Source organism: Novosphingobium capsulatum NBRC 12533 (assembly GCF_001598375.1).
GTDB classification, from domain to species: domain Bacteria; phylum Pseudomonadota; class Alphaproteobacteria; order Sphingomonadales; family Sphingomonadaceae; genus Novosphingobium; species Novosphingobium capsulatum.
Genome location: NZ_BCYV01000008.1, coordinates 198,542 through 223,067, shown reverse-complemented (window position 1 = coordinate 223,067; position 24,526 = coordinate 198,542). Strand labels below are relative to the sequence as shown.

The following is a 24,526-nucleotide window of genomic DNA, read 5'->3' as shown; positions in this document are numbered from 1 at the left end:
TCTCCTGGATTTGCAATTGAACTTATCGCCAAATGCGCGAGACTGCGGCAAAAGATCGGGAGATTTCAGGATGCGGACCGTTCGCGACGTGACAATCACGCTGTTGCGCGAGCTGGGCATGACCACGCTGTTCGGCAATCCCGGCTCCACCGAATTGCCGCTCTTTCGCGATTTTCCCGATGATTTTCGCTATGTCATGGGGCTTCAGGAAAGCGTCGTGCTGGGCATGGCCGATGGCTTTGCCCAGGGCACCGGCCGCGCGGCGTTCGTCAACCTGCACAGTTCGGCCGGGGTGGGCCATGCCCTGGGCAACCTGTTCACGGCGTGGAAAAACCAGACTCCGTTGGTGGTTACCGCCGGGCAGCAGGCGCGGGCGATCCTGCCCTATGAACCGTTCCTGTTTGCCGAGCGCGCCGCCGAATTTCCGCGCCCGTTCGTGAAGTGGGCGTGCGAGCCGGCACGCGCGCAGGATGTGCCCGCGGCAATCGAGCGGGCCTGGCTCGTGGCGATGGAACCGCCCTGCGGCCCGACGTTCGTCTCCATCCCGATCGATGATTGGGACCAACCTTGCCCGCCGCATCAGGCCCGGCGCGTCGTTGCCGATCGCCTGCCATCGCCTGTGGCCATTGCCGAATGCGCGGCCGCACTCGATGCGGCGCGGCAGCCGGCGCTGGTCGTGGCGGCCGGCGTGGCGCGCGACGGCGCGTGGGAGCAGGTGGTTGCCCTGGCGGAACGCCAACAGGCGCGCGTCTATGTTGCGCCGATGGCGGGGCGCTGTGGGTTTCCCGAAGACCACGCGTTGTTCGGGGGCTTCCTCACTGCCAGTCGCGAGGCGATCGTGGCCACGCTTGCCAGCCACGACGTGATCCTGGGGCTGGGCGGGCCGGTCAATCTCTATCATGTCGACGGGCAGGGGCCGCACATGCCGCCCGAGGCGGACCTCTGGCTGATCGGTGACAATCACGTTCACGCCGCCTGGGCGCCAGCGGGGCGGGCAATCGTGGCGCAATGCCACTATGCGCTCGATGCCCTGCTTGCTGCCTCCCGTCCCGCGCCGCGCGCCCGCCCTGCGCCCTTGGTACGGCCGGCGCGGCTTGATGGTGCGGCCATGACCGATGGCTATGTGCTGCAACGGCTGGCCGATCTGCGCGCGCCGCAGACGATCATCGTGGAAGAGGCACCGTCGAGCCGGGGGCCGATGCACGATCATCTGCCGATCCTTTGCCCCGATACCTTTTACACCACCGCCAGTGGCGGCCTCGGCCATGGGCTGCCGGCGGCAGTCGGCATGGCGCTGGCCCGCCCGCACGGCAAGGTGGTCGCGGTCTTGGGCGATGGGTCGGCGATGTACGCGATCCAGGGCCTGCATGCCGCCGCGCAGTGGAACCTGCCGATCACGTTCCTGATCCTCAAGAACGGGCGGTACGAGGCGCTGCATCACTTCGGCCGTCATTTCGGCATGCAGCATCTGGTCGGCACGCAGTTTCCCGAGCTGGATTTCGTGGCGCTGGCGGCAGGGCACGGCGTTCCGGGCCGATCGGCCGGCGACGCTGCCACGCTCGATGCCGCATTGGCCTGGTCGCTCGCCGCGGCCGGGCCGACGCTGGTGGAAGCGGTGATCGATTGAGCCGGGTGGGAGACAAGGCGATGGGCACCTTTCAACTGGACGACCTGATCGACGATCGGCCGGACGAGGGCATCTTCCGCGTGAACCGCGCGATCTTCACCGATGCCGATGTCTTTGCCGCCGAACAGCGTGCGATCTTCGAGCAGGGCTGGGTGTTCCTGGGCATGGAATCACAGGCAGCCGGGCCGCACGATTTCTTCACCACCACGATCGGCCGCGCCCCCGTGCTGGTGCAGCGCGATGGCGAGGGGCAGCTGCGGGCCTTCATCAACTCGTGCCCGCACAAGGGCGCGAGGTTGGCACAGGTGCGCCAGGGCAACGCGCGCCTGCATGTCTGCCCCTATCACAGCTGGAGCTTTGACAGCGCCGGCCGCAACCGCGCGATCAAGTGGAAGAACGCGGGTTGCTATACGCCAGCGTTCGACAGCGAGGACCATGGCCTGGCGCCGCTGCCCCGCTTTGGCAACTATCGCGGCTTTCTGTTTGGCAGCCTGGCGCCGGGCGAACTATCGTTGGCCGATTACCTGGGCGAGGCGGCCAAGCTGCTCGACCTGGTGGCCGACCAGAGCGAGGATGGACTGGAACTGGTGCCGGGGCAGGTCACCTTCACCTTTGCCGCCAACTGGAAGCTGCAGCTCGAAAACTGCTCTGACGCGTATCATTTCACTTCGGCCCATCCCTCCTACATCAGCGTGCTGGAACGGCGGCAGCAGGAAATGAGCGCCGATGTGGTCGCATCGGTCTGGGAAAACAGCGATTACTGGAAGGAAGAAGCGCAAGGCGTGGCGGGAGGCAGCTTCAGCTTTGATCACGGCCATGTGCTCAACTGGGGCATCTTCGGCATCACGCCGGCGATCCCGCTGTATGAGCAAGCCGGTGCGCTGGGCGCGCGGCTGGGCGAGGGCAAGCGCGACTGGATGTTCAACATGCGCAACCTGACGATCTTTCCCAATCTCCAGATCGCCGAAAACGCCTCGAGCCAGTTGCGCGTGATCCGCCCGATCGGCCCGGGGATGACCGAGATGCGCACCTGGTGCATCGCGCCCAAGGGCGAAAGCGCCGCGGCGCGGCGCCAGCGCATTCGCCAGTACGAGGATTTTTTCAATCCCACCGGCATGGCCACGCCCGATGACACGGTGTCCTATGAAAACTGCCAGGCCGGCTTTGCCGGCGCGGTGCAGCCCTGGCTGCAAGGACACGGGCGGGGGATGACCGCGACCCAGCCGGGCGGCAATCGCTTTGGCGACCGCATTGATCTCAAACCCGCGCACAATGTGCTGGCGGATTCGCGGCTGAGCGATGAAACCCTGCTGCAGAACTACTATCGCGCCTGGGCGGCACGCATGGCGCCGGAGCTGGCCGCATGAGCCAGGCGCTGACATACGAGGCCGCGCGCGACCTGCTTTACCGCGAAGCCCTGCTGATGGACTCTGGCCGCTATGCCGAATGGCTGGCGCTGTTCACGCCCGACATCGAATTCTGGATGCCCACCTGGCGTGACGAGGTGACGCTGTCCGACGATCCGGATCGCGAACTCTCGCTGATCTACTATCGCGGGCGGCGCAATCTCGAGGATCGGATCATGCGCCTGCAATCGGGGCTGTCGGTGGCATCCAGCCCGACGCCACGCGTGGTCCACCAGGTGTCGAACATCCTGGTGACCGACGCGGAGCTGGGCGCTGTCTCGGCGGCGTTCACCTGTCATCGGTTCGATGTGCGGATGGACCGGGCCGACGTGTTCTTCGGCCGCTATGAATATCGCCTGGTCCACGCCGAAGCGGGGTGGTCCATTGCGCGCAAGAAGATCATCCTGCTCAATGATACGATCCCGACGGTGGTGGATATCAACGCCATCTGATCGCCGCGCGCTTGCGCCGGAGCTGGCCAGCGTCGATGGTGCCTTGCTGCGCGCCGCGAACAAGGCAGCGGGTCGCCAAGAGGATGCAGGATGATGGATTTCCAGACCGTGCGCTATGCCCGCGAGGGCGACGTGGTGACGATCACGCTCGATCGCCCGGATCGGCTCAATGCCTTGAGCGAGACGATGTTCGTCGAACTGGGCCAGGCGCTTGACCTTGCAGTGGCCGATGGCGCCCGGGCGGTGGTGCTGACGGGCGAGGGGCGCTATTTCTGCTCGGGCGCCGATCTGGGCGGTGGCGCGTCCGATGACCTGGGCGAGACGCTCGACACCTATTACCATCCCGTGGTCACGCGGCTGGCCGCGCTGGACGTTCCGCTGGTCACCGCGCTCAATGGCCCGTGCGCCGGCGCGGGGATGAGCCTGGGCCTGGCTGGCGATCTCGTGGTGATGGGCGAGAGCGGCTACCTGCTCATGGCCTTTGCCAATATTGGCCTGGTGCCCGATGCCGGGGCGACTTGGCTCGCCGCGCGCAGCATTGGCCGCTGTCGCACTCTGGAGTTGGCCCTGCTGGGCGAGCGGCTTGGGGCCGCAGAGGCCAAGGCGGCTGGCCTGGTGACGCGGGTGGTGCCCGATGACGATGTCATGGCCGAAGCCATGGCCCTGGCGCACCGGCTTGCCGCTGGCCCCACGCTCGCGCTGGGCATGATCCGCCGGCAGGTTGCACGTGCGCTGGAATGCGATTTTTCGACGACACTGGAGATCGAGCGCGCCAACCAGTCGGCCGCTGGCCGCACTGCCGATTTTGCCGAGGCGATCGATGCCTTTGCGCACAAGCGCAAGCCGCAGTTCACCGGGCGCTGAACGGAAGGGACGTTATCGGGCGGCGCGCAGCGCCAGCTCGACGCGCAGGCCACCCTGGGCACCTTCCGCCAGGTTCAGGGTGCCGCCGTGCAGCGCCACAAGGTCGCGCACGATCGCCAGGCCAAACCCGTCGCCCTGTGGTGCTTCATCGAGGCGGACGCCCGGTTGCAGCGCCAGCTCGCGCTGGTCGGCGGCAATCCCCGGGCCATCGTCTTCGATCGCCACGCGTGTGCGGTCGCCGTCTGCCCAGGCCGTGACGGCAATGGCCGAACGGGCGTGGCGGGCCGCATTGTCGAGCAGATTGCCGACGATTTCCGACAGGTCGTGCGCATCAAGCGAGACGGCCAGCGCGCTGGGCACATCGACCGACAGCGCCAGGCCGGGGTGAAGCGAGCCGATCACCTGCGCCACATCGGCCGTTGCCGGGGCCAGGGGCGTGCAGGCGCGATGCGCCACCGCTGCGGTACGGGCACGGGCGAGGTGATGGCGGATGACCTCTTCGATCCTGGCGATCTGGCTGGTCGCGCGGGCGTCGCCGTCCACCGTCAGGGCCAGCGTCGCCACAGGGGTTTTGAGCGCATGGGCAAGATTGGCGGCAGAGGCGCGCGCAGCCTGCAAGGCAGCGGCGCTTTCACGGGACAGCGCGTTGAGTTCGACCGCCAGCGGTTTCAGTTCGGCTGGTTGATCCTCGTCCACGGTGGTGCGCGTGCCGTGGCGAATCTGGCCAAGCTGATCCCGCAACGCGGCAATCGGCCTGAGCGCCAGGCGCAGCTGAAACAGCGCGGCCAGCATGAACAGCACGGCCAGTACGGCAATGATCGACAGGAGCGGGACAAGCGCGGCGCGGATGGGCCGGGCAATCACTTGCGATGGCGCGGCGGCGATCAGGGTTACTGCACCCCGGCTGGTGCGGATCACCGCCTGCCGGGCATGAACCCGGCCGCCGCTATCCTGGCCATCGCGTGGGACAGGGGCGGATGGCGTGGGCACGCCCTCTGCCGCCGGAGCGGGCGCACCGGGGGGCGGCGGCGGCAAGAGCGGGGGGTGGGGCGGGGCCAGGGGCGCCGGATCGAGCGTGGGAAAATCGGACGAGCCGATTTCTCCGTCTGGCCCGATGATCCGCCAGCGCCAGTCGGGGCGCAGGGTCATAACGCCGATCTGGTTGTCGATGCGGGCGCGGTCGATCGTGCCATCGTCACGCACGGCACTGGCCATCACGGCGATCTGCGCGTCGAGCCGCTGGTCCAGGCCTTCGGTCACGAAACGGGTAAGGATGCCGGCGATCGACCATGCCGCGATGACGAGCGCCGCCAGGGCGGCGATCGCCGACAGCGCCAGCATCCTGGCCCGCAAAGACGTGGGTTTCATGCCGCGACGCCGCTCGCCGTCAGGCGATAGCCCCGCCCGCGCACGGTTTCGATCAGGCTGGCGCCGATCTTGCGCCGCAAACGCCCGATGATCACGTCGAGCGTATTGGAATCGACATCGGCATCGCCTTCATAGATGCGCTCGATCAGGTCGAGCCGCTCGACCACTGCTTCGCGCCGCATCATGAGTTGCGACAGCACGCGCCATTCGAACGCGGTGAGCTTGAGCGGCAGGCCATCCAGTTCGAACTGACCGGTCTGGCTTTCGAACACCAGCGGACCGCAGACCATCTGCGGGTTGGCATGCCCGGCCGCGCGCCGCACGATGGCGCGCAGGCGCATCATCAGTTCCTCGATGCGGAACGGCTTGGTGAGATAGTCGTCGGCGCCGGCCTTGTAGGCAGAGACTTTGTCGGCCCAGGCCTCGCGCGCGGTCAGGACGAGGACGGGCACGGTCTTGGCGCCCTTGCGCCATTCCGCCAGCACCGCCGCGCCGGTTTTGCCAGGCAGGCCCAGATCGAGGACCACCGCATCATAGGGTTCGGTCTCGCCCAGGTGCTGCGCGTCGATGCCGTTGTCGACCAGGTCGACCGCGCAGTTCTCGCCGCGCAGCTTGCGGGCAATCGCCTCGCCCAGGTCGGGATCGTCTTCAACAAGCAGGATGCGCATGGCCGCTCAATACCGCCGCAGGTTAAACCGAACATGAAACGCCAGCTTCAGGCTGCGTCGGAAGGGGCAGCATAGAACGGTGCCATCGACAACCCAAGGAGTTGAAAGATGGTCGATTGGAAAAATCCGGTTGGGCATATCCCACACCGTATGAAGCTGGCCAGCGGCGTGGCCGTGTTGCTGGCCCTGGGCGGCGCCGCGGGGGCGGGGGCAGTTGCCTATACCCGTCCGCCGGTGGAAATGGCGCCGACCGTGCCAACCGCGATTGCCCAGGTGCCGCAGCGCAGCGGGATCACCACGGTGAAGGGCAAGGTCGCCGAGGTCTATGGTGATCGTTTCGTTCTGCAGGATGGCACGGGCCGTTTGCTGGTCGATGTCGGCCGCGATGGGTCGGGCCAGGTCCGCTCTGGCAATGCGCTGATGGTGCAGGGCCGGTATGATAATGGCCAATTGCGTGCCTCGTACCTGGTCGATCCGCAGGGTGGCGTAACCCAGGTCGGTGCGCCGCCTCCGCCTCCGCCGCGTGGCCCCGGCCGTGATGCGCCGCCGCCGCCACCCCCGCCGCCGAGCGATGGTTCGGCTCCCCCGCCGCCGCCTCCTCCGCCGCCTCCGCCGCTGGCTGCCGGTGCGAATGGTGCCGTCGGCCAGCCAGGGCCGGGCACGCCGCCGCCCCCGCCGCCCGTGGCGCCAGGCGCAGCGACCAAGTAACCCTGTCGCACAGCCGCGCCACTTGCTGGCGCGGCTGGAGCGCGTTCAAAAGCTTACGGCGGCAGACAGGCGCAGTGTCCGCGCCGCGCCGACATAAAGCGTGCTGCCACCGGTGGCCCAATAGCGCGTGTTGGTCACGTTGTCGGCATTGGCGCGCAACGTCATCGTGCGGCCCGCCGCGAGGGCAAGCCGATAGCTGGCGCCAAGGCTGAGCGTGGCATAGGCGGGCAGCACACCCTGGTTGAGCACGTCGGTAAAGCGCTTGCCGGTGTAGTAGACGCCCGCGTTCAGCCCCAGCGGCAGCGCACCGACGGGCTGCCAGTTGACGAAGGCCGAGCCTGACCAGCGCGGCGCGTTGTCCACCAGCTTGCCGTCTTGCGCGGCCACCCCGGTCTGCCGCTGGCGGGCGACAAGATATTGCCCGGCCAGCGCCACCGATACGCTCGGCACGATCGTTCCCTGGACCGATGCCTCGATCCCCTGGTGCAGGGCACGACCGTTGACGACGTAGGTGTTGGTGGCCAGATCGGTATAGGCAAGGCCGCGGTTGATGCGGAACCAGCCGAGCGACAGCAGCATGCCGCCCGCTTCGGCCCGCGCGCCCAGTTCCAGCTGCCGGCTGCGCACTGCGGGCAGGACGCTGCCGGCATTGGTCGTGCCATCGGGCGCGGTGCCGGCGCTTTCCAGCCCCTCGATATAGCTGAAGTACAGACTGGTCTTGGGCGTGGGGCGCAGCACCAGTGCTCCGGTGGGTGTCCAGGTGCGCAGGGCAAAATCGGTGCTGCTGGTGCGGGTGCGATAGTCCACGTGGCGCACGCCCGCGATCACCAGCAGTTTTTCACCGATATGCGCCTGGTCCATGGCATAGAGACCGGTATCGATGTTCACGCTGCCGGCGGTAAGCCGCACGGTGGTGGGGGTAAGTGACGACAGCGGCAGGGCCAGCGGCGCATAGAGGTTTTGTTTCACCGCGGCGTAGCTTTGCGGGTGCTGGTCTTCCTGTACCTGCCGGTTGCGGGCATAGCCGAGCAGCAGTTCGTGGCGGATGCCCAGGGTTTGTGCCTCGCCGGCCAGTTCCGCCCGCCAATAGAGATTGGCGTATTCCTGGTCGGGGGTATAGGTCGCCGCGATCGTGCCGGCGCCGGTCACCAGGTTGGATTTGGCGATATTGGCGATCATGCGCTGGCGGCGGGTGTTGGCATAGCCGCCTTCGACGCGCACCGACCACGTGCCGGCCAGCCGATAATCCATGCGGCCCAGGGCGTTGGTCACCCAGGTACGATAGGGTGCATTGACCGGGGCGTAGCGGTTGTGCGGGCTGGGGATCGCGGGCAAGGTGATCACGCCGTTGACGGCAGTGGGCAGCGTGATGCCGCCCGGCTCATCGGTTGCGCGGCGATAGTGTTCGACATCGAGCTTGAACGACAGCCGATCGCTTGCCTGCCAATCAAACGCCCCGCTGGCGAGATAGCGATAGCCGTTGACCCCATCGATCGGTGTTTCGATGTGCGAGCCATAGGCGTTGATGCGGATGCCGATGGCATCACCTGCGCCCACCTTGCGGCCGATGTCGAACCCGCCGCCCACGCTGCCTTCCACATCGCCATCGACATAGAGGCTCGTCACCGGGCGATCGCCAGCGCGCTTGGTTACCACGTTGACGATGCCTGAGGGCGTGCTGAGCCCGTAATAGAGCGCGGAAACGCCCTTGAGCAGTTCGACGCGCTGCTTGTTTTCCACCGGGATCGGGCCAAGATTGATGATCTGCAACGCGCCGTTGAGGCGATAGTTGGTGCGCGCGTTGAGCAACACGCCGCGCGCGGCAAAGTTGTTGCTCGTGGTCGGGCTGGTCGATTGCTGGGTGATGCCGGGGGTGTTGCGCAAGGCATCGTCGAGGCCCTTGGCGCCCTGGTCATCCAGCATGGCGCGGGTGATCACCGCGACATTGGCCGGCGTATCGAGCGCGGATTGATTGCGGAACGCGCCCACCTGCACCACCTGCGCGCGATAGGGCGCTTCTTGCCGCCCCGTTACCACGATCTCTTCGTCGAGCTGGCGTTCGGCTTGGGGGGCCTCGCCATCCGGCGCAGCAGGAGCGGGAGCAGCGGTGGCGGCAGCGACGCTTGCGGCAGCCGCCGACGCGAACAGAAACAGCATGATACAGGTCCCCTTGGCGAATCCCTCGGGTGGAATTCACGGCTGCCCTAATTGATATTGATATTGGTTTGCAATAATTGATCGCAATGAGACCGACGATTCGCCCACCCCGCACCATCGCCCTGCGCAAATGGCTGCAACGGCTACACAGCTGGCTGGGGCTCAGCCTTGGGCTGGTCCTGGCCGTGATGGGCGCGACAGGTGCCATGCTGTCTTTCCAGGACGACATCCAGGCACGGCTGATCGCGCCGCTGCCCCTGCGCGCGGGTGAGGCGGTGCTGGCCCCAGCGGTCTTGCTGCAACGCGCCGCACTGGCGCAGCCGGGCAAGGCGATCGCGCGGTTCGAGGTAGACAGCGATCCCACAGTGCCGGCGCGGATCAGCTATGTTGACAAGGCAGCCGGCGCCAAAGGGCGTGAAACCGTGCTGCTGGACCGCCGTGACGGGCGCATTCTGGGGCCACTGCCGGCTACTGCGCTATTCGACACTGTGGAGCGGGTGCACCGTTGGCTGGCGATGCCGGGCAATGGCAAGGGCTGGGGGCGGATCGTGACCGGCAGCGCGGCGATCGCGCTGATCGTGCTGGCGCTGGGTGGGCTCTATCTGCGCTGGCCGACCAAGCCGCGTGACTGGCGCGCATGGTTGACCATTCCGCCGGGGCGAAAGGGCCGCTGGTGGTGGCGCGAGGTACACCTGCTGCTCGGCGGCCTTATGATGGCGGTCTATCTGCTCAGTGCGCTGACCGGGCTGTGGTGGTCGTTCGATTGGTATCGTGGCGGGGTTCAGCGCCTGTTGGGCGCAGAGCAGGCCGAGAAGGCCAAGGCGCGCGGCAAACCTGATTTCGCCCTGGCTTGGCAGGAGTTTGACGCGGCAACTGCAGGTCATACCTATCAGCGGATCATGCTGATCGTGCCGGAAAAGGGTGCTGCCTTGCGCTTTCGCGCGCTGCCCGTGGCGGCGCGGCACAACCGAGCGGATGATGCCGTGACGATCGACGGGGCGACTGGCAAGGTTCTGGCCACCGATTTTGCCGCGCAACGGCCAAGCGGCGCTGTCATCGTCGCCAGCATGTTCGAAATCCACCGCGGCGCGTTCTTTGGCCTGCCCGGGCGGATCGCGCTGTTCGTGACCAGCCTCAGCCTGCCGTTCTTTGCGATCAGCGGCGTGTGGTTCTACCTCGCCCGTCGCCGCATGAAGCGGAAGGGGCGGGCACGCCGCGTCGCCTCAGTTCAGCCGATCGCAACGCCCTGAGGCCCTGCTGCCGCCAGACTTTCCACCAGGGCGTCGAACACGGCGCGATGGCGGGCGCTGGATCGTAAGTCTTCGTGCATGACGACCCACAGCGGCAGATCGAACGAAAACGCATCGGGCAGTACACGGATCAACGCGGCATCGCGCGCGGCCACGGCCACCTGGCAGATGCCAATGCCAAAGCCCGCGCGGATCGCGGCGAGTTGCACCAGTGCGTTGTCGATCCGCAGCGCGAAATCGCTGTGCTCCAGACCCGGCAAGGCGTCGAGCACCGCGCGGGACAGATCGCCAATGCTGTCGACCCCGATCAGGTCATGGCGTGCCAGATCGGCAATGACCTTGGGTTGGCCATGCCGAGCGAGATAGTCGGCATGGGCATAGAGCCCGAGTTCCAGCGCGCCGAGCTTGCGCGCGAGCAGGGCCTGTTGCGTCGGGGCGACCATGCGGATGGCGATATCGGCATGGCGTTGCAGCAGGTCGCCGATCGCGTCACTTGCCACCAATTCGATGCTGAGTTCCCGGTAACGTTGGCGCAGCATGGTGAGCACGGGTGGCAGATGCTCGGCCGCCACCACCTCGCTGGCGGTAATCCGGACCGTTCCGGCAATCGCGTCTGCGCCGGCGGTTGCGGTGCGCAGCAGCGCGGCCGAGGTGGCCAGCATGGCTTCCGCATAGGGTTGCAGAGCAATGGCCCGATCGGTGGGCGAAAGGCCGCGTTGCGAGCGCAGGAACAAGGTGCCACCCACCGCCTGTTCCAGTGCCTCGATATGGCGGGCGACGCTGGGCTGGGTTAGCCCCAGGGCCCGCGCCGCCGCCGAGAGCGAGCCTTCGCGAAGCACGGCGGCGAAGGTGCGATAGATATCCCAGCTTGGCTCTCGGTTCATCTATTTCCGTATAGCCGCTTGCCACATTCAGTCAATTTCATGGATCGTGCCCTTGCGCCAATCCTGTCGCTATCAACACAGGAGAGCGACATGGAACGGATTGCGCTGGTTTTGGGCGTGACGGGGGGCATCGGCGGCGCCGTGGCCCGGCGGCTGGTGGAACGCGGGTGGAGCGTGCGCGCACTGGTGCGGGCGCAGAGCGCACACCGGGTGCCGCAGGGCGTAGCGGCGGTGATCGGCGATGCCATGGATGGGGGGGCGGTTGCGGCGGCGGCAGAGGGCGCAAGGGTTATCGTGCACGCCGTCAATCCGCCCGGCTACCGCGACTGGGACACCGTGGTCTTGCCGATGCTGGACAACACCATTGCCGCGGCGCGGGTCAACCGCGCGCAGATTTTGCTGCCGGGCACCATCTACAACTATGGCCCTGACAGCTTCCCGTTGATCGCTGAAACCGCGCCGCAGCATGCCGTCACGCGCAAGGGCGCGATCAGGGTTGAGATGGAGCGCCGGCTGCGCGCTGCGGCCGATGCTGGAGACGTTCGCGCGCTGATCGTGCGGGCCGGCGATTTCTTTGGCCCAGGCGCGGCCAACAGCTGGTTTGCCCAAGGCCTGATCACGCCGGGCGCCCGCCCGCGGATTATCCGCAATCCCGCCACGCGCGGCGTGGGGCATCTCTGGGGCTATCTTCCCGATGTGGCCGAAACCATGGTCCGCCTGGTGGAGCATGATCAGGTGCCGGCCTTTGCCAACTATCACATGGGTGGGCACTGGGACGGCACGGGCACCGCGATGGTAGAGGCCATTGCCGAGGCGCTGGGCGCGCCAAAGGTGCGGATTGCTCCGTTCCCGTGGTGGGCGCTGCGCCTGGCCGCCCCATTTGCGCAGATGCCACGCGAATTGATGGAGATGCGCTATCTTTGGCAGCAGCCGGTGCGGCTGGACAATGCCCAACTGATCGCGCTGCTGGGCGAAGAGCCGCACACGCCGCTTCCCCAAGCCGTGCGCGCCACGCTCGCCGCGCTGGGCTGCATGCCCTGATCCGCCACGGCAGCGTTGCCCCGATCAAGCGCCGGGGCAACGCCGGGATCAGAAGCTCTTGCTGATGCCTACGAAAATGCCGCGCCGCGCCCCGAATGAGGGCGCCCCGACACCCACGCCGGTCCCGTCGCGGATTTCATAGACGTGGTCGAACAGGTTCTGCACATCCACCCGCACGTCAAACCCGCTGTCGCCAAACTTGTGGCCGGCCGAAAGATTGAACGTGACATAGGATGGCAGCGAGGCGCCGTTGGGTACGGTGCTGCCATCGGCCAAGACCAGGTCGCTGCGCAGGCCAGAGCCCAGGACGGCGCTGGCGCTGACGCGCGAGCCGGCCAGGGCGCCATCGCGCCAATTGTAGGAGGCGCCGGCCGATCCCGACCAGGTCTGGTTGTGATCGAGGTAGATGTAGTGGTTGGCGATATAGGCAAGGTCGGCAGCGGCAAAGTTGTATTCGTTGGACACGATGTCGGTGCCCTGGGCCTTGGCATAGGCGATGTTGCCATAGGCGTTGAAGCCGCCGTGGCTGTAGTTCAGCGTCAGCTCGGTGCCGAAGATGCGCCCACGCGCATAGTTGAACGGGGTTAGGATGATCGGGGCGCCGAATTGTCCTTCGTCCACCAGATGGGTGGAGCGGCGGATATAGCCATCGAGGCCCAGCGTCACGGCGCCGATCTTCTGCTCGAAACCCGCATCCCAGTAGTTTTCGCGCTGGGCATAGGTGGTGTTGTTGGTCCGCACGTTGGGCGAGGCGGTGGTGTTGTAGACCTGTGCCAGGTTGCTGTCGGCAATGAGTTCGAATGGCGCCGGCGAAAAGTAGCGGGCATAGCCGGCATGCACTGTCAGCCCATGACCCGGCGTCCATACCATGTTTGCCCGCGGGGAAAGCTGCCGCTCGTTGCGCGGGCCGTCGTTTTCATCGAACCGTGCGCCATAGTTCAGCACGAAATGCGGCGTGATGTGCCATTCGTCCTGAAGATAGGCGCTATAGGTGCGCTGGGTAACGCCGATCGCGAACGGCAGCGAGATCGGCTGGGCGTTGGCCAGGATCGCGCCTTGCTGCCATCCCTGGTCGGGCTGGGTGGGATCGAACGTATCGCCGGTGGTCGGGAACACGTTGGTGTTGGTGCTGCTGGTCGAATGATCGTGCTCGAACAGCAGCCCGGCGCGCAGCGTGTGCTGGTCCGACAGCTTGTAGGCGCTATCGACCTGAAAGGCGAAAGTAGTGTCCTTCTTGTTGGCGTACTGTGTCTCACCATTGAACAGCAGTTCGCCGGTGTAGTCTGGCCGGTAGGTGAGGGTCGCCACGCGGCCGATGGCAGAGGCCTGGAACGAGAACGGGCCGGCGGCATGCAGCCAGGACAGCGCGCCAAAGCCGAAGGTCTGCAACTGCCGTTCGTTGAGGTTTTCGCTGTTGAAGCTCGTCTGCCCGTTGACTGACACCGGATTGCCATTGGCATCGGTCTGCCCGCCCACCAACCCGGTGGGATTGGGGATCTGATAGGCCTGGTTGGTATAGCCACCGGTCAGCGCGATGCGGTCGTTGGCGCCCAGGATATGGTCGATATAGCCAAAGCCGTTGAACTGGTCGGTCTGGTCGTGGATGGCGTGGCGATTGCCGTTGACGTTTTCGATGCCCAGGTCGGAATGCTTGTAGTCGCCCGAGGCGAACCAGCTGGTTGCGCCAGAACTGCCAGCGATCTGCACGCTGGGTTCGATCGTGCCCTGGCTGCCACCATAGACACTGACCGTGGTGCCGTCCTTGAGGCCGGACTTGGTGGTGATATCGATGATGCCGCCAGTGCGCAGGCCATATTGCGCCGGCAGGGTGCCGGTTACCAGGCTGATCTTGTCGACCAGGCGGGGTGAGAGCATCTGGCCGAACACCGCGATGCTTTCGGGAATGATCACGCCGTTGATGCGGTATTGCACGCCGTTGTGTTCATCCCGCACATGGAACTGGCCGAACTGGTCCTGGCTGACACCGGGCATTTGCAGGATGATATCCTGGATCGGCTGGTTGTCGGCGCCGGGCAGGTTCTGGATCGCCTTCTGGTCCAGCGTATAGGTCGATGCGCCCAGGCTGGTCTTGATGCTTTCGCGCGCATCGTTGAGCCGCTGGGCGGTGACGACGATTTCGGACGGGGGCGCTGCATCGCTTTCGGCAAAGGCGGCCGGGGCGGCAAAGGCGGCATAGAGACCGGTAGAGGCCAGAAAGCAGGTGCGAAGGGCCTGACGCGAAAGCATGGTTTCAATATCCCTGGAAAGGTCTCGTGTTCTTGCCAGGGTGGTTAGCGGGGGCGCTGCAACGCGAACATGGCAGCCTTTCCCGATTTTCCCGGGAAAAATTCCCGATCGCGTTTGCAGGCCTTGCCATCGGACAGATTGTGCTAGGCGGCGTGAACCATGTCTCTGCGTCTGCGCGTCATCCTGCTTATCACCCTGGTTCTGGCTTCCAGCCTGACGCTGTGCGCGCTGCTGGTGGGCTATCAGGTTCGCCAGGAACTGGCTGCCGAACTGCGCGCGGCGATGGCGGGCGCGCGGCAAACCGCCAGCGGCACGTTCGAAGACCTGCCTCGCTCCGATCATTCGCTCCGCGATCTGCGGCAACTCGTCCACGCCTTCGATGGCAATCGGCATGTGCGCATGGCGGTGGTCGATCGGCAGGGACAGGCCCTGCTCACCTCGCGTCCCAGTGGAGAGGCGCCACCGCCAGCCTGGTTTGGCCGTCTTGTGGAAGTGGAGGCGGCTGCGGTTGTCTTGCCCATTCCCGATGCGCCGGGACAGGGTCTGGCACCAGGCCTGCGCCTGGTCCTGACGCCCACGCCGCAGTCTGATGCGCGATCGGCCTGGAACGAGGCGTTCACCATGCTCAAGGTGATCGCCGGGGTTGCCTTGATCGGCGGCGTGCTGATCTGGCTGGCGGTGGGGGCGGGGCTGCGCCCGCTGGTCTTGCTGGGTGAACAGTTCGCCAAGGTGGGGCAGGGCGATTATGCCGCCGCCGTGCCAGAGGCGGGGCCACCGGAATTGCGCCTGTTGCAGCGCGGGTTCAATGCGATGACCGGGCAACTGGCAGCAACGATGCGGCGCAACCGCCAGTTGGGCGACCAGATCGTCCGCCTGCAAGAGGAAGAGCGCGCCGAAATCGCGCGTGACCTGCATGATGAGATCGGCCCGCGCTTGTTTGCCGTGGGCCTCGATGCCGCACTGCTGGCGCAGCTGTGCGAAGCGGGCAAGCCCGCAGAGGCGATCCGCCATGCCCAGGAAATCCAGCAGGCGGTGGTGCATATGCAGGGGCAGGTGCGAGACCTGCTCGGTTGGTTGCGCCCGGCGCGGCTTACCGAATTTGGCCTCGCGGCGGCGATCAAGGATCTCGTGGCGTTCTGGGCAGGACGGCGCGGGGACATAGCCTTCGCGCTCGATCTACCCGAAACCGCACTGGATGAAAGCACGGCCGAGGTCGCCTACCGCGTGGTGCAGGAGGCCTTGAGCAATGCCATGCGCCATGCCCGGCCCGCCCGCATTGCCATCACGCTTACACACGAAGCACCGGATCGCTTGACCGTGCGGATCGAAAACGACGGCGTACCACAGGCCGCGCCCGATGCATCGCGCAGTGGCGGGTTGGGCCTGCTGGGCATGCGCGAGCGGGTGGAAGCCCATGGGGGGCAACTGGCCTATGGACGCGAAGCCGCTGCGGCGGTGTGGCTGGTGCGTGCGCAACTGCCGTGCCAGATCCACGCAGTGCCGGCGGCAAAAGGGCAGGAGCAGGCGTGATGAACATTCTGCTGGTTGATGATCACGCGATCGTGCGGGCCGGACTTGGCCGCATGCTGATGATGACGCCGGGCACACAGGTGTTCGAGGCGGCGACCGGGCGCGACGGGCTGGCAATCGCGCGGGCCAACACGCTCGACCTGGTGATCCTTGATCTCAACCTGCCGGAACTCGGCGGGATCGAACTGGTCGCTCGCCACCGCCAGATCGGCGCGACGCCGATCCTCGTGCTGTCGATGCACGCCGACCCACTTTATGTGGCGCGGGCGCTCAACGCCGGGGCGCAGGGCTATGTCAGCAAGAATGCGTCGCCCGATGAACTGCTGCTCGCCATTCGCAAGGTCGCGGCGGGGGAACGCTATGTCGAACAGGCAATCGCCCAGGAACTGGTGACCCAGGCCTATGTCCCGGCCACGACCCTGGCACAACTGGCGCCGCGCGACCTGGAAATCCTCCGCCACTTGGCCGCCGGGCGCAGCCTGAGCGAAATCGCCGATATCCTCGGGCTGGGATACAAGACGATCGCCAACAACTGCAGCCTGATCAAAAGCAAGCTGGGCGTGGTGCGCACCGCCGATCTGCTGCGCATCGCGCTGGAAGCCGGCCTGTCCTGAAGCTGCCAGAGCGTGGCACGGTTCATCGCTCTGGCCAGTTGGGAAAGAACAGCCGCTGGCGATTGGTCTTGAGGCGCCCGGGCTGGGTATACTCGCCCAGCCAGCCGTCGCTTTCGTCCAGGAACTTGGCTTCGGTCAGCGGCTTGCCTTCGGCAGCGAGGCGGTCGATTACCTGACGGGCATAGAAGTGGCGGAAGATCCGGTCGAATTCCGTCAGGTAGACGTCGGCCACATCGGTATCACCGCGGATCAGCAGCATGTTCTCGTCGTTGACTTCCAGCGATGATGTCGAAAAGTTGGCCGATCCGGTGCAAACCAGCGGATTGTTTCCCAAGGGATCGATCAGCAGGAACTTGGTGTGGATGAAGAACACGTGCCCCTGCTTGCGGAACAACTCTTCCTTGAGGAACCACGCGTCGAGGCTTGAGGGTGGGAACGCCTTCTTGCTCTTGGCATAGTCACCCAGGATGGACCCATAGGCCGCCACCACGTCACGGTCTTGCGCCATCTTGGCTTTCAGCAGCTTGTCTGGCTCATCCTCCAGCAGAATGAAGCGCACGAATGGCCGATCGATACCGAACTGCGCGGCAAGCAGCTTGTTCACGCCGAACGCGGCGGTGAACATGACCGTGCCGGTCGCGGCGGCAATCTGGTCGGCATACCAGGCAAGCATTACGTCGTTCTTGCGGGGGGAGAAGAACGTGGTGATGCCAGGCGGTGCCGTCAGCGCATCGAGATCGTCCTGTGGCGTCTTGGCCTGGGTCCAGGTGGAAAGTTCCGGCGTTGTCGGATCTTTCGACAGCTCGGTCCAGTAATCGAGGTAGTCTTGCGCGACATCGCGGTTGCGCACGATATGGACCACGTTGGTCTGGCCGATGAAGCCCGAGGCGGTGAAATTTGCCGATCCGGCGAGCACTTCCACGGCTTCCCCGCCGCGCAGCCACACGATGAACTTGTTGTGCGGGATATTGCGGCGGCGCGTGCGCTTGATGAGCCGCAGGTTGGGCTGGTTGGCCAGGCCGAGCCGTTCGATCGCGTTCTTGGCGGTCGTTGTTGCGCTTGTCGGCACTTGTGTGTGGGTCTTTTCGTCAAGTTCGGTTCCCGCCTCGTGCACGATGCGCACGTCCACACCGCGCGCGGCCGCCGCGCGCAGCGCCTTGAGGATGGGGGTATAGGTGAATTCATAGGCCGCAACGCGCAGGGAATCCCCGTCTGCCGCCTTGGCGATGAAATCCAGCGCCGCCTGCAACGCCCCCCGCGAAAGCCACTGCACCTCGCGGTCGGCGGGATCGTCCTCGTCCTGCGGCTTCTGGTTGTGGAAGGTTTCGGCAAACGCCTGGGAGGCGACCGCACCAAAATTGAAATAGATGCCGTGGGCGCCGGCCGTCGGGTCAATCGTCGCTATCGTGATCTCGGCAGCATCGCCCAATGTGACGGCCGCCACCGGTCCATACACCGGATGCACCCGATAGGTGATGTCCTGGCCGGGGGCGGCGTTGAAGTCTGACCAGATCAGGCTTTGGATCGGGTAGCGGTTGCTGGGATAGCTTTCGGCTGGATCGGGGTTTGGCTCCACGCTGGCAAAGACCTTGCGCCCTTGCAGCCAGACCGGTTCCCCGTTTTCCAGCCTGGCAATGGCAAAGCCCAGCAGTCCGTCGCGCGCCTGCTCGGCAATATCGATCGCCAGCAAAACCACGCGCGTGCCGGAAATGGCCCGCAGCCGAAGAAATCCCGTTTCCGTGGTGACCCGCATGCCCTGTCCCCCGCCCTATTCGCAGTCCACAGTAATATTCAGATCGCGAATCAGAATATCATGAATCTGGAAATATGGGGCAATAAATAGCGCCGGCGTGGAACGTATTGATCAATGCGTTGATTTTGACCGGAACGACTGGTCAGGTAATCGTCACCTTTTAATCACGGCCCCGCGCTGCTGACGCGCTTAGACTACTGTGCCCGCCAGCCGGCCGATACCCGCCGTAACGGCCAGCGCCAGCGCCCCCCAGAACGTGACGCGGGCCGTGGCGCGCCATACATTGGCGCCGCCGGCGACGGCACCGATTGCACCGAGCACGGCCAGGAACAGCAGCGAGCCGACGATTTCGATCGGGATCAGCCAGGCACGAGGCGCGATCGCCGCGATCAGCACCGGCATGGCGGCGCCAAAGGTGAATGTTGCTGCCGAGGTGAATGCGGCCTGGATCGGCCGGGCCGTATTGGCAACGGTGATGCCCAGTTCGTCGCGGGCATGCGCGGCCAGCGCGTCCTTGGCCATCAGTTCGCGGGCGATGATATGCGCCGTTGCGTCATCGATGCCGCGCCCGCGATAGATGCTGGCCAGTTCTTCCAGTTCGCCGGAAAAGTCTGCGGCCAGTTCGGCCCGCTCGCGCGCCAGGTCGGCCTGCTCGGTATCATGCTGCGAACTGACCGAGACATATTCGCCCGCAGCCATCGACATCGCCCCCGCGACCAGGGCCGCCAGCGCTGCAATCAGCACGCTGGACCGCGTGCCGCCGGCCGCAGCGACGCCCAGGATCAGGCTGGACGTGGAAAGAATGCCATCGTTGGCGCCCAGCACCGCGGCGCGCAGCCATCCGATCCGGTCGACGAGATGATATTCGCGGCCCGCTTGCTTGGTCATCGCCACAGGTACGTTTCCTTTGTCAGCAAGGTTGCCCTGCGCAATGCCTGGACAGACGCGAGCGGCACACGGCAATAGGCGGGAAAACGCCCTTACCTTGTCGCCGTTCCAGGCTGCTGTCACGCCCCAATTGTGGCGCGGGGCAGGGCTTAATCGGCCATGGCCATGCTTCCCCCCCAGGCGGGAAAGGGATCGGGCAGCGTTGCCCATGCATCCGGGGTGAAGGCCTGAGCCGGGACCAGGCATGCATCAAGATCGCGGCGGATGCGGGCCTCGTCCATGCCGATGCCGATGAACACGATTTCTTGGCGTCGATCCCCCCATTGCGCATGCCAATGCTGCGCAACAAACTGTTCGAAGCGATCGTCGGCAGGCCATTGCTGTTTGGGAATGCTGCCCCACCAGCGGCCCATCCGCGCGGTCATCGTCTGGCTGCCGGCCACGGCCAGTTCACCGACCCAATCCGGCCTGGTCGCCAGCCAGAAATGGCCCTTGGCGCGCACCACCTGATCGAGGCCGTTGGTGGTCAGAAAGGCGTGGAAGCTGGCGGGATCGAACGGTTGGCGTGCGCGATAGACGAAGCTTTCGATGCCGTATTCCTGGGTTTCGGGAACGTGGCTGGCATAGCCATAGAGTTCCTTGGCCCACAGCGGATGCTGCGCCGCCTTTTCTTCGTCGAATAGCCCCGTGGCGAGAATATCGGCAAGTTCTATCCGGCCATGATCGCACATGCGGATGCGGGCATCGGCATTGAGGCTTGCCACCAGCTTGCACACCAGTTGTAGATGATCCTGTGTCACGGCCGACGCCTTGTTGATGACCACCACGTCGGCAAATTCGATCTGCTCAACCAACAGGCCCACCAGGCTGCGGTCATCCTCGTCGCCCAGCGCCTCCCCGCGGTCGGCCAGGAAATCCTGGCTGGCGTAATCCTTGAGCAGGTTGATGGCATCGACCACCGTAACCATCGTATCGAGCCGCGCCACGTCTCCCAGGCACATGCCGGCCTCGTCACGGAACGAGAAGGTAGAGGCAACCGGCAGCGGTTCGGAAATGCCCGTGCTTTCGATCACCAGGTAATCGAACCGCCCGGCTTGCGCCAGCGCCCGCACTTCGTGGAGCAGATCATCACGCAAGGTGCAGCAGATGCAGCCGTTGGTCATTTCGACCAGCGCTTCCTCGCTGCGCGACAGGGCCGCCTCACCGCCACGCACCAGGTCGGCATCAATGTTCACTTCCGACATGTCGTTGACGATGACGGCAACGCGCAGACCGGCGCGGTTGGCGAGGATGTGGTTGAGCAGCGTAGTCTTGCCCGCACCAAGGAAGCCCGACAGCACGGTGACGGGAAGGCGGGAGTCAACGACGGGGGGCATAGCGGTGGGATCGGTCATCGTTTCTGTCCTGCGAATCATGATATAATGTATCATTCAGGTTATTTCGCAAGGACGCAAGCGTGGTTTGTGGCCAGGGCTCGGTGAATGGTGGCGGTGCCCACTTGCCTATCGCCGTCGCCGCCGCCAAACTAACCCGATGAAACGGATGCCTTATCTTGCCGCCGCGTTGTCTCTCCTGCTTGCCGGGTTTGCGCCTGTCCCGGTGCAGGCCCAAACTGCCGATGGCGACGTTCCGCTGACCCCGCAAACCTTGGGCGATGCGCTGTCATGCCGATCGCGCGATGCGCTCGAGGCGTTTGCCGGGGCGCTGTTCCTGGCTGGCGATGCGCCGCCGTGGATGCACGAAATCAAGGATGACAAGCAGACCGAGGGCATGCTCGGCTTGTATGGCTATACCCTGGCTAAGCCGGCGATGCTGCTGGGCGAGCCGGTCGACCGCGTCTATTTCATGCAGAACTGGGTGGTAACGCTGTGGCCGCGCAAAAAGGCCGAGGCGTTTATCGCGGCACACCACCTGGAGCGCGCGCCGATCAAGGCGACCGAGCAGTATTACCATTTCATCGATCCCGAAAGCGGGCCGATGCTGGGCGCGTTCGAACCGACCGGCAATGCCATGGCGGCGATGCTGGCCAAGGCCTTTGGCGGTGAAGCATCGCATTCCGCGCCCAGCGACAGTCTGTTCGTGGGCTGCAACTATGCCGTGGCATCGCAAGAGATGTTCCTGGATGCAGCGCGCCAGTCTGACGCGATCGTGGGCCGCAAGGCGCATGAGATTGGTGAGGCGGTGGCACCGAAAAAGCCCTGACCTTTGCAGCCCCGGTTGCCTTGGCCGAACCCATGGATTAGGCCAAGGCAACCGGGGCCGTGCGACCTCCCGGTCAGGCGCGAGCCCAAGCGTTGCCTTTCGCTCGCCTGCGGTTTCGTGGGCGCAAAAGGTGTTGGCCGGGCCATGAACGAGACGTCTCCCACTCCGCAATTCAACGAAATGGTGCGCGTGGCGGCGCGGATCGGCTGCCTCAGTTTTGGCGGCCCGGCCGGGCAGATCGCGCTAATGCACCGTGAACTGGTCGAGCAGCGCAAGTGGATCAGCCAGCATCAGTATCTGCACGCGCTCAATTTCTGCCATCTGCTGCCCGGGCCCGAGGCGCAGCAACTGGCGATCTGGATCGGGTGGAAGCTGCACGGCATTCGCGGCGGACTGGCCGCCGGCTTGCTGTTCGTGATCCCCGGGGCGCTGGTAATCCTGGCGCTGTCTATCCTCTATGCCTCGGCCGCCGGACTGGCGTGGTTTGCGGCCGTGTTCCTGGGGATCAAGGCGGCGGTATTGGCCATCGTGGTGCAGGCGCTGGCCCGTGTCGCCGGGCGGGCGCTCGGCACGCCGTTTCGCAAGGCGGTCGCCGCGCTGGCGTTTCTGGCGCTGTTCCTGTTCAACGCACCGTTTCCCCTTGTCGTGATCGGGTGCGGCGGCCTGGGCGCGGTGGTGGCGCGCTATCGGCCCGCCTCGCTGGGACTGGGAACGGCAGCGCCGTTGCTGCCCCATTCGCCGCGTCCCTGGGCGCATAGCCTGTGGTCGATCGCCATCGGCGCCGCCGCCTGGGCAGCGCCGATGATCGCGGTTCTCGCCCTGTTGGGGCCGCACCATGTGCTGTGGCGCATTGGCCTGTTCTTTTCCAAGCTTGCCGTCGTGACCTTTGGTGGTGCCTACGCCGTGCTGGCCTACATGGCGCAGCAGGCCGTTGGCGCGCAGCACTGGTTGAGCGCGGCCGAGATGGCCGACGGGCTGGGCCTGGCGGAAACTACGCCGGGGCCACTGATCATGGTTACCCAGTTCGTCGGCTATCTCGCCGCGTTTCGCGCGCCGGCCCCGTTCACGCCGCTGCTTGCCGGGATACTGGGCGCGGGGTTGACCACCTGGGTCACCTTTGCCCCATGCTTTCTGTGGGTCTTTGCCCTGGCGCCGTGGATAGAGCGGCTCGAACATGCGCGCCTGCTCAAGGGAGGGCTGGCACTGATCACCTCGGCCATCGTTGGGGTGATCGCCAACCTCAGCGCGTGGTTTGCGCTGCAGGTGCTGTTTGCGGTGCTCCGTCCCGTGCGGATCGGGCCCTTGGCGCTGAACGTGCCGGTTCTGAGCAGCTTTGACGTGCGGGCCGGTTTGCTGGCGGCGGCTTCTGCCTGGCTGATTTTGAGCCGCAAATGGAACGTCGCCGCCACCCTGGGGGTCGCCGGGCTCGGCGGGTGGCTGCTCTCTCTCGCCTGACTGGCGAGAGGGCTAAGGCTAAACCGGATCGATCCGCAGCAGGGCAGTGATCGTCAGGCGGTCACCGCCCGCCCATGATCCGGCCACGTCGCCACAGTGCAGGCAGTTGGCAGGATAGACGATCAGCCGATTGTGCCGCAGCGCGGCAGCGCCGATCCGTTCGAACATGGCGGTGTCGTTGGTGTGATAGGCCGCGGGCGGAAGGCCGTGCCTTGCCGCATCGGCGGCCAGCGCCTGGCGCCAGGCCGGCGCGCGTGCCTTGGTTACCCGTTCGAACCCGGTGGCGCGCTGGCGGTGGAAGCTGGTGCCGCCATGGGGCGGATGGCACAGATAGTGCACCACGGCCATGATCGTCTCGTCCGCATCGTCAAAGTGCGGGATGCGCTGCACCGGGGCAAGCGCCGCCGGATCGCGCGTGGCAATGGCGAAATCGGCGCGCAGCACGCGCGCCTGTTCCAGGCCGGGCCAGGCCTGGACTGCGCGATTGAGCCAGTCTGTCCAGGCGCCCGGCGCTGGCGCGCGCACGCCGGGGTAAAGGTCGTCCGTGGTGGCGGCCAGGCTGGCTGCGGCGGCTGCGGCATGGAGTGCCTGCGGCGCGGGATAGGCATCGTCGATGATCCACAGCGGGACAGCCTCGCGGCCCAGGCGGATCGGAGGCTGGACCGGCATCGGCGGTCTTTCAGGCGCCGGGCGTGAACCAGTCGGCCTGCGCGGCCAGGCGGGCATTGCGCCGCCGGACCAGCGCGCCGACATGGTCTTGCGACAGGCACATTGCGGCCATGATCATCAGATCGGCGAAATCGGCAATGCCATCTCGGGCGCGGCCGAGCGCAACCTCGTCTATGCCATAAAGGCCCGTCAGCAGGCTGGTACTGCCGTCGTGAAACGCCAGGTCCAGCTTGAATTCGCGCACGACCTTGTGTTCGAGCATCAGATCAACCAGCCGACGCGTGGGCTCCTGGCCCTGCACCAGGCGGCCCAGGATCGCCTGGACCGAGCGGAAATAGTCGCTTTCGCTTCCCTCGGCGGTGACGATCGGGCAGGGGCCGGCCGGATCGATTGCGGGGCTTTCGGTATCAATGCAGATCACTGCCTCGGCCCCTTCGCCCCCCACGAAGAAGGGCAGGCGCAGCAGGTTGAGCGGCAGGACATCGGCATCGATCGTGCTGCCGTTCCAGAACAGGTTTTCGTGCGGCTCAAGCCCCATCAGCGCGGCAGGATAGAACGCGCCGGTTTCCCCGTCCTTGGCCAGAAACACCGGGAACTGGCGCGCCACGGTGCGGATTTCGTCGGCCACCAGCGGCACGAGGTGAACGGTGGCGGCGCTGGCCGCTGCGCGCGCGGGATCAATGCGAAGATCGGCGTGGTCGGTGCGGGTGAGTTGCGCAAGCTTCATCGTGGTTCGTCTCGTT

At 65.7% G+C, this 24,526-nt stretch carries 21 protein-coding genes; 11 read left to right on the top strand and 10 right to left on the bottom strand.

Annotated features, from left to right (window positions below; genetic code table 11):
- The first annotated feature begins 70 nt into the window (after nucleotides 1–70).
- The 4 genes from mdlC (at nucleotide 71) to SCA01S_RS07910 (ending at nucleotide 4,349) form a co-directional block, all read left to right on the top strand.
- On the top strand, nucleotides 71–1,627 hold the full coding sequence (gene mdlC, locus SCA01S_RS07925) for a benzoylformate decarboxylase (protein ID WP_062784567.1): 1,557 nt from the start codon (nucleotides 71–73) through the stop codon (nucleotides 1,625–1,627).
- A 20-nt stretch (nucleotides 1,628–1,647) separates the two neighbouring features.
- Entirely contained in the window at nucleotides 1,648–2,994 is a 1,347-nt protein-coding gene (locus SCA01S_RS07920; protein WP_062784565.1) for an aromatic ring-hydroxylating oxygenase subunit alpha, read from the top strand.
- Entirely contained in the window at nucleotides 2,991–3,485 is a 495-nt protein-coding gene (locus SCA01S_RS07915; protein ID WP_062784563.1) for an aromatic-ring-hydroxylating dioxygenase subunit beta, read from the top strand. Before SCA01S_RS07920 ends, SCA01S_RS07915 begins: the two co-directional genes overlap by 4 nt.
- Before the next feature lie 93 nt (nucleotides 3,486–3,578).
- Nucleotides 3,579–4,349 (top strand): enoyl-CoA hydratase-related protein, encoded by a 771-nt coding sequence (locus SCA01S_RS07910; RefSeq protein WP_062784799.1) that lies wholly within the window; start codon nucleotides 3,579–3,581, stop codon nucleotides 4,347–4,349.
- Nucleotides 4,350–4,361: 12 nt separating this feature from the next.
- Here the strand turns inward: SCA01S_RS07910 and SCA01S_RS07905 are convergent, their stop codons facing one another.
- Both SCA01S_RS07905 and SCA01S_RS07900 read right to left on the bottom strand, forming a co-directional pair.
- Nucleotides 4,362–5,717 carry a sensor histidine kinase gene (locus tag SCA01S_RS07905; protein WP_062784561.1) on the bottom strand — a complete coding sequence of 452 codons (1,356 nt, stop codon included), beginning with the start codon at nucleotides 5,715–5,717 and terminating at the stop codon, nucleotides 4,362–4,364.
- On the bottom strand, nucleotides 5,714–6,385 hold the full coding sequence (locus tag SCA01S_RS07900) for a response regulator (RefSeq protein WP_062784559.1): 672 nt from the start codon (nucleotides 6,383–6,385) through the stop codon (nucleotides 5,714–5,716). Before SCA01S_RS07900 ends, SCA01S_RS07905 begins: the two co-directional genes overlap by 4 nt.
- Before the next feature lie 108 nt (nucleotides 6,386–6,493).
- Here SCA01S_RS07900 and SCA01S_RS07895 point away from each other — a divergent pair, with 108 nt between their 5' ends.
- Nucleotides 6,494–7,093, top strand: a complete 600-nt coding sequence (locus tag SCA01S_RS07895; RefSeq protein ID WP_157088893.1) for a hypothetical protein — start codon at nucleotides 6,494–6,496, stop codon at nucleotides 7,091–7,093.
- A 45-nt stretch (nucleotides 7,094–7,138) separates the two neighbouring features.
- Here SCA01S_RS07895 and SCA01S_RS07890 read toward each other — a convergent pair whose 3' ends face one another.
- Entirely contained in the window at nucleotides 7,139–9,250 is a 2,112-nt protein-coding gene (locus SCA01S_RS07890; RefSeq protein ID WP_167542872.1) for a TonB-dependent siderophore receptor, read from the bottom strand.
- 86 nt (nucleotides 9,251–9,336) lie between these two features.
- Between SCA01S_RS07890 and SCA01S_RS07885 the strand changes: the two genes are divergently transcribed.
- Nucleotides 9,337–10,500 (top strand): PepSY-associated TM helix domain-containing protein, encoded by a 1,164-nt coding sequence (locus SCA01S_RS07885; protein WP_062784555.1) that lies wholly within the window; start codon nucleotides 9,337–9,339, stop codon nucleotides 10,498–10,500.
- Here the strand turns inward: SCA01S_RS07885 and SCA01S_RS07880 are convergent.
- On the bottom strand, nucleotides 10,479–11,384 hold the full coding sequence (locus SCA01S_RS07880; protein ID WP_062784553.1) for a LysR family transcriptional regulator: 906 nt from the start codon (nucleotides 11,382–11,384) through the stop codon (nucleotides 10,479–10,481). The two genes, SCA01S_RS07885 and SCA01S_RS07880, sit on opposite strands and share 22 nt — an antisense overlap.
- Before the next feature lie 90 nt (nucleotides 11,385–11,474).
- Between SCA01S_RS07880 and SCA01S_RS07875 the strand changes: the two genes are divergently transcribed.
- Nucleotides 11,475–12,425, top strand: coding sequence for an NAD-dependent epimerase/dehydratase family protein (locus SCA01S_RS07875; RefSeq protein ID WP_062784551.1), 951 nt, complete (start codon nucleotides 11,475–11,477; stop codon nucleotides 12,423–12,425).
- A gap of 48 nt (nucleotides 12,426–12,473) precedes the next feature.
- Here SCA01S_RS07875 and SCA01S_RS07870 read toward each other — a convergent pair whose 3' ends face one another.
- Nucleotides 12,474–14,672 (bottom strand): TonB-dependent receptor, encoded by a 2,199-nt coding sequence (locus SCA01S_RS07870; protein ID WP_062784549.1) that lies wholly within the window; start codon nucleotides 14,670–14,672, stop codon nucleotides 12,474–12,476.
- Between the two features lie 159 nt (nucleotides 14,673–14,831).
- Here SCA01S_RS07870 and SCA01S_RS07865 point away from each other — a divergent pair, with 159 nt between their 5' ends.
- Nucleotides 14,832–16,202, top strand: coding sequence for a histidine kinase (locus tag SCA01S_RS07865; RefSeq protein WP_062784546.1), 1,371 nt, complete (start codon nucleotides 14,832–14,834; stop codon nucleotides 16,200–16,202).
- Complete coding sequence (locus SCA01S_RS07860; protein ID WP_054131177.1) at nucleotides 16,202–16,816, top strand: response regulator; 615 nt, start codon at nucleotides 16,202–16,204, stop codon at nucleotides 16,814–16,816. The genes SCA01S_RS07865 and SCA01S_RS07860 overlap by 1 nt, the downstream gene beginning before the upstream one ends.
- Nucleotides 16,817–16,838: 22 nt before the next feature.
- On the opposite strand, the gene SCA01S_RS07855 is transcribed toward SCA01S_RS07860, so the two are convergent.
- The 3 genes from SCA01S_RS07855 to SCA01S_RS07845 all read right to left on the bottom strand — a co-directional run bounded on the left by SCA01S_RS07855 (nucleotide 16,839) and on the right by SCA01S_RS07845 (nucleotide 20,851).
- Nucleotides 16,839–18,569: a phospholipase D-like domain-containing protein gene (locus SCA01S_RS07855; RefSeq protein WP_062784544.1), complete on the bottom strand. Its 1,731-nt coding sequence runs from the start codon at nucleotides 18,567–18,569 to the stop codon at nucleotides 16,839–16,841.
- A gap of 189 nt (nucleotides 18,570–18,758) precedes the next feature.
- Nucleotides 18,759–19,457, bottom strand: a complete 699-nt coding sequence (locus SCA01S_RS07850; protein WP_062784542.1) for a VIT1/CCC1 transporter family protein — start codon at nucleotides 19,455–19,457, stop codon at nucleotides 18,759–18,761.
- 149 nt (nucleotides 19,458–19,606) lie between these two features.
- Nucleotides 19,607–20,851 (bottom strand): GTP-binding protein, encoded by a 1,245-nt coding sequence (locus SCA01S_RS07845; RefSeq protein ID WP_245652491.1) that lies wholly within the window; start codon nucleotides 20,849–20,851, stop codon nucleotides 19,607–19,609.
- 139 nt (nucleotides 20,852–20,990) lie between these two features.
- Between SCA01S_RS07845 and SCA01S_RS07840 the strand changes: the two genes are divergently transcribed.
- Together SCA01S_RS07840 and chrA are read left to right on the top strand one after the other, a co-directional pair.
- Complete coding sequence (locus SCA01S_RS07840) at nucleotides 20,991–21,659, top strand: hypothetical protein (RefSeq protein ID WP_062784540.1); 669 nt, start codon at nucleotides 20,991–20,993, stop codon at nucleotides 21,657–21,659.
- Nucleotides 21,660–21,803: 144 nt separating this feature from the next.
- On the top strand, nucleotides 21,804–23,114 hold the full coding sequence (chrA, locus tag SCA01S_RS07835) for a chromate efflux transporter (RefSeq protein WP_084390848.1): 1,311 nt from the start codon (nucleotides 21,804–21,806) through the stop codon (nucleotides 23,112–23,114).
- 18 nt (nucleotides 23,115–23,132) lie between these two features.
- Here the strand turns inward: chrA and SCA01S_RS07830 are convergent, their stop codons facing one another.
- Nucleotides 23,133–23,783 carry a DUF6445 family protein gene (locus SCA01S_RS07830; RefSeq protein WP_062784538.1) on the bottom strand — a complete coding sequence of 217 codons (651 nt, stop codon included), beginning with the start codon at nucleotides 23,781–23,783 and terminating at the stop codon, nucleotides 23,133–23,135.
- Between the two features lie 10 nt (nucleotides 23,784–23,793).
- On the bottom strand, nucleotides 23,794–24,510 hold the full coding sequence (locus tag SCA01S_RS07825) for a SapC family protein (RefSeq protein ID WP_062784536.1): 717 nt from the start codon (nucleotides 24,508–24,510) through the stop codon (nucleotides 23,794–23,796).
- Nucleotides 24,511–24,526: the final 16 nt, after the last annotated feature.

What these genes read in the sequence shown, in the direction of transcription:
- mdlC (WP_062784567.1), top strand. Translation starts at nt 71, where the DNA reads ATGCGGACCGTTCGCGACGTGACAATCACGCTGTTGCGCGAGCTGGGC.
- SCA01S_RS07920 (WP_062784565.1), top strand. Translation starts at nt 1,648, where the DNA reads ATGGGCACCTTTCAACTGGACGACCTGATCGACGATCGGCCGGACGAG.
- SCA01S_RS07915 (WP_062784563.1), top strand. Translation starts at nt 2,991, where the DNA reads ATGAGCCAGGCGCTGACATACGAGGCCGCGCGCGACCTGCTTTACCGC.
- SCA01S_RS07910 (WP_062784799.1), top strand. Translation starts at nt 3,579, where the DNA reads ATGGATTTCCAGACCGTGCGCTATGCCCGCGAGGGCGACGTGGTGACG.
- SCA01S_RS07905 (WP_062784561.1), bottom strand. Translation starts at nt 5,717, where the DNA reads ATGAAACCCACGTCTTTGCGGGCCAGGATGCTGGCGCTGTCGGCGATC.
- SCA01S_RS07900 (WP_062784559.1), bottom strand. Translation starts at nt 6,385, where the DNA reads ATGCGCATCCTGCTTGTTGAAGACGATCCCGACCTGGGCGAGGCGATT.
- SCA01S_RS07895 (WP_157088893.1), top strand. Translation starts at nt 6,494, where the DNA reads ATGGTCGATTGGAAAAATCCGGTTGGGCATATCCCACACCGTATGAAG.
- SCA01S_RS07890 (WP_167542872.1), bottom strand. Translation starts at nt 9,250, where the DNA reads ATGCTGTTTCTGTTCGCGTCGGCGGCTGCCGCAAGCGTCGCTGCCGCC.
- SCA01S_RS07885 (WP_062784555.1), top strand. Translation starts at nt 9,337, where the DNA reads ATGAGACCGACGATTCGCCCACCCCGCACCATCGCCCTGCGCAAATGG.
- SCA01S_RS07880 (WP_062784553.1), bottom strand. Translation starts at nt 11,384, where the DNA reads ATGAACCGAGAGCCAAGCTGGGATATCTATCGCACCTTCGCCGCCGTG.
- SCA01S_RS07875 (WP_062784551.1), top strand. Translation starts at nt 11,475, where the DNA reads ATGGAACGGATTGCGCTGGTTTTGGGCGTGACGGGGGGCATCGGCGGC.
- SCA01S_RS07870 (WP_062784549.1), bottom strand. Translation starts at nt 14,672, where the DNA reads ATGCTTTCGCGTCAGGCCCTTCGCACCTGCTTTCTGGCCTCTACCGGT.
- SCA01S_RS07865 (WP_062784546.1), top strand. Translation starts at nt 14,832, where the DNA reads ATGTCTCTGCGTCTGCGCGTCATCCTGCTTATCACCCTGGTTCTGGCT.
- SCA01S_RS07860 (WP_054131177.1), top strand. Translation starts at nt 16,202, where the DNA reads ATGAACATTCTGCTGGTTGATGATCACGCGATCGTGCGGGCCGGACTT.
- SCA01S_RS07855 (WP_062784544.1), bottom strand. Translation starts at nt 18,569, where the DNA reads ATGCGGGTCACCACGGAAACGGGATTTCTTCGGCTGCGGGCCATTTCC.
- SCA01S_RS07850 (WP_062784542.1), bottom strand. Translation starts at nt 19,457, where the DNA reads ATGACCAAGCAAGCGGGCCGCGAATATCATCTCGTCGACCGGATCGGA.
- SCA01S_RS07845 (WP_245652491.1), bottom strand. Translation starts at nt 20,851, where the DNA reads ATGACCGATCCCACCGCTATGCCCCCCGTCGTTGACTCCCGCCTTCCC.
- SCA01S_RS07840 (WP_062784540.1), top strand. Translation starts at nt 20,991, where the DNA reads ATGAAACGGATGCCTTATCTTGCCGCCGCGTTGTCTCTCCTGCTTGCC.
- chrA (WP_084390848.1), top strand. Translation starts at nt 21,804, where the DNA reads ATGAACGAGACGTCTCCCACTCCGCAATTCAACGAAATGGTGCGCGTG.
- SCA01S_RS07830 (WP_062784538.1), bottom strand. Translation starts at nt 23,783, where the DNA reads ATGCCGGTCCAGCCTCCGATCCGCCTGGGCCGCGAGGCTGTCCCGCTG.
- SCA01S_RS07825 (WP_062784536.1), bottom strand. Translation starts at nt 24,510, where the DNA reads ATGAAGCTTGCGCAACTCACCCGCACCGACCACGCCGATCTTCGCATT.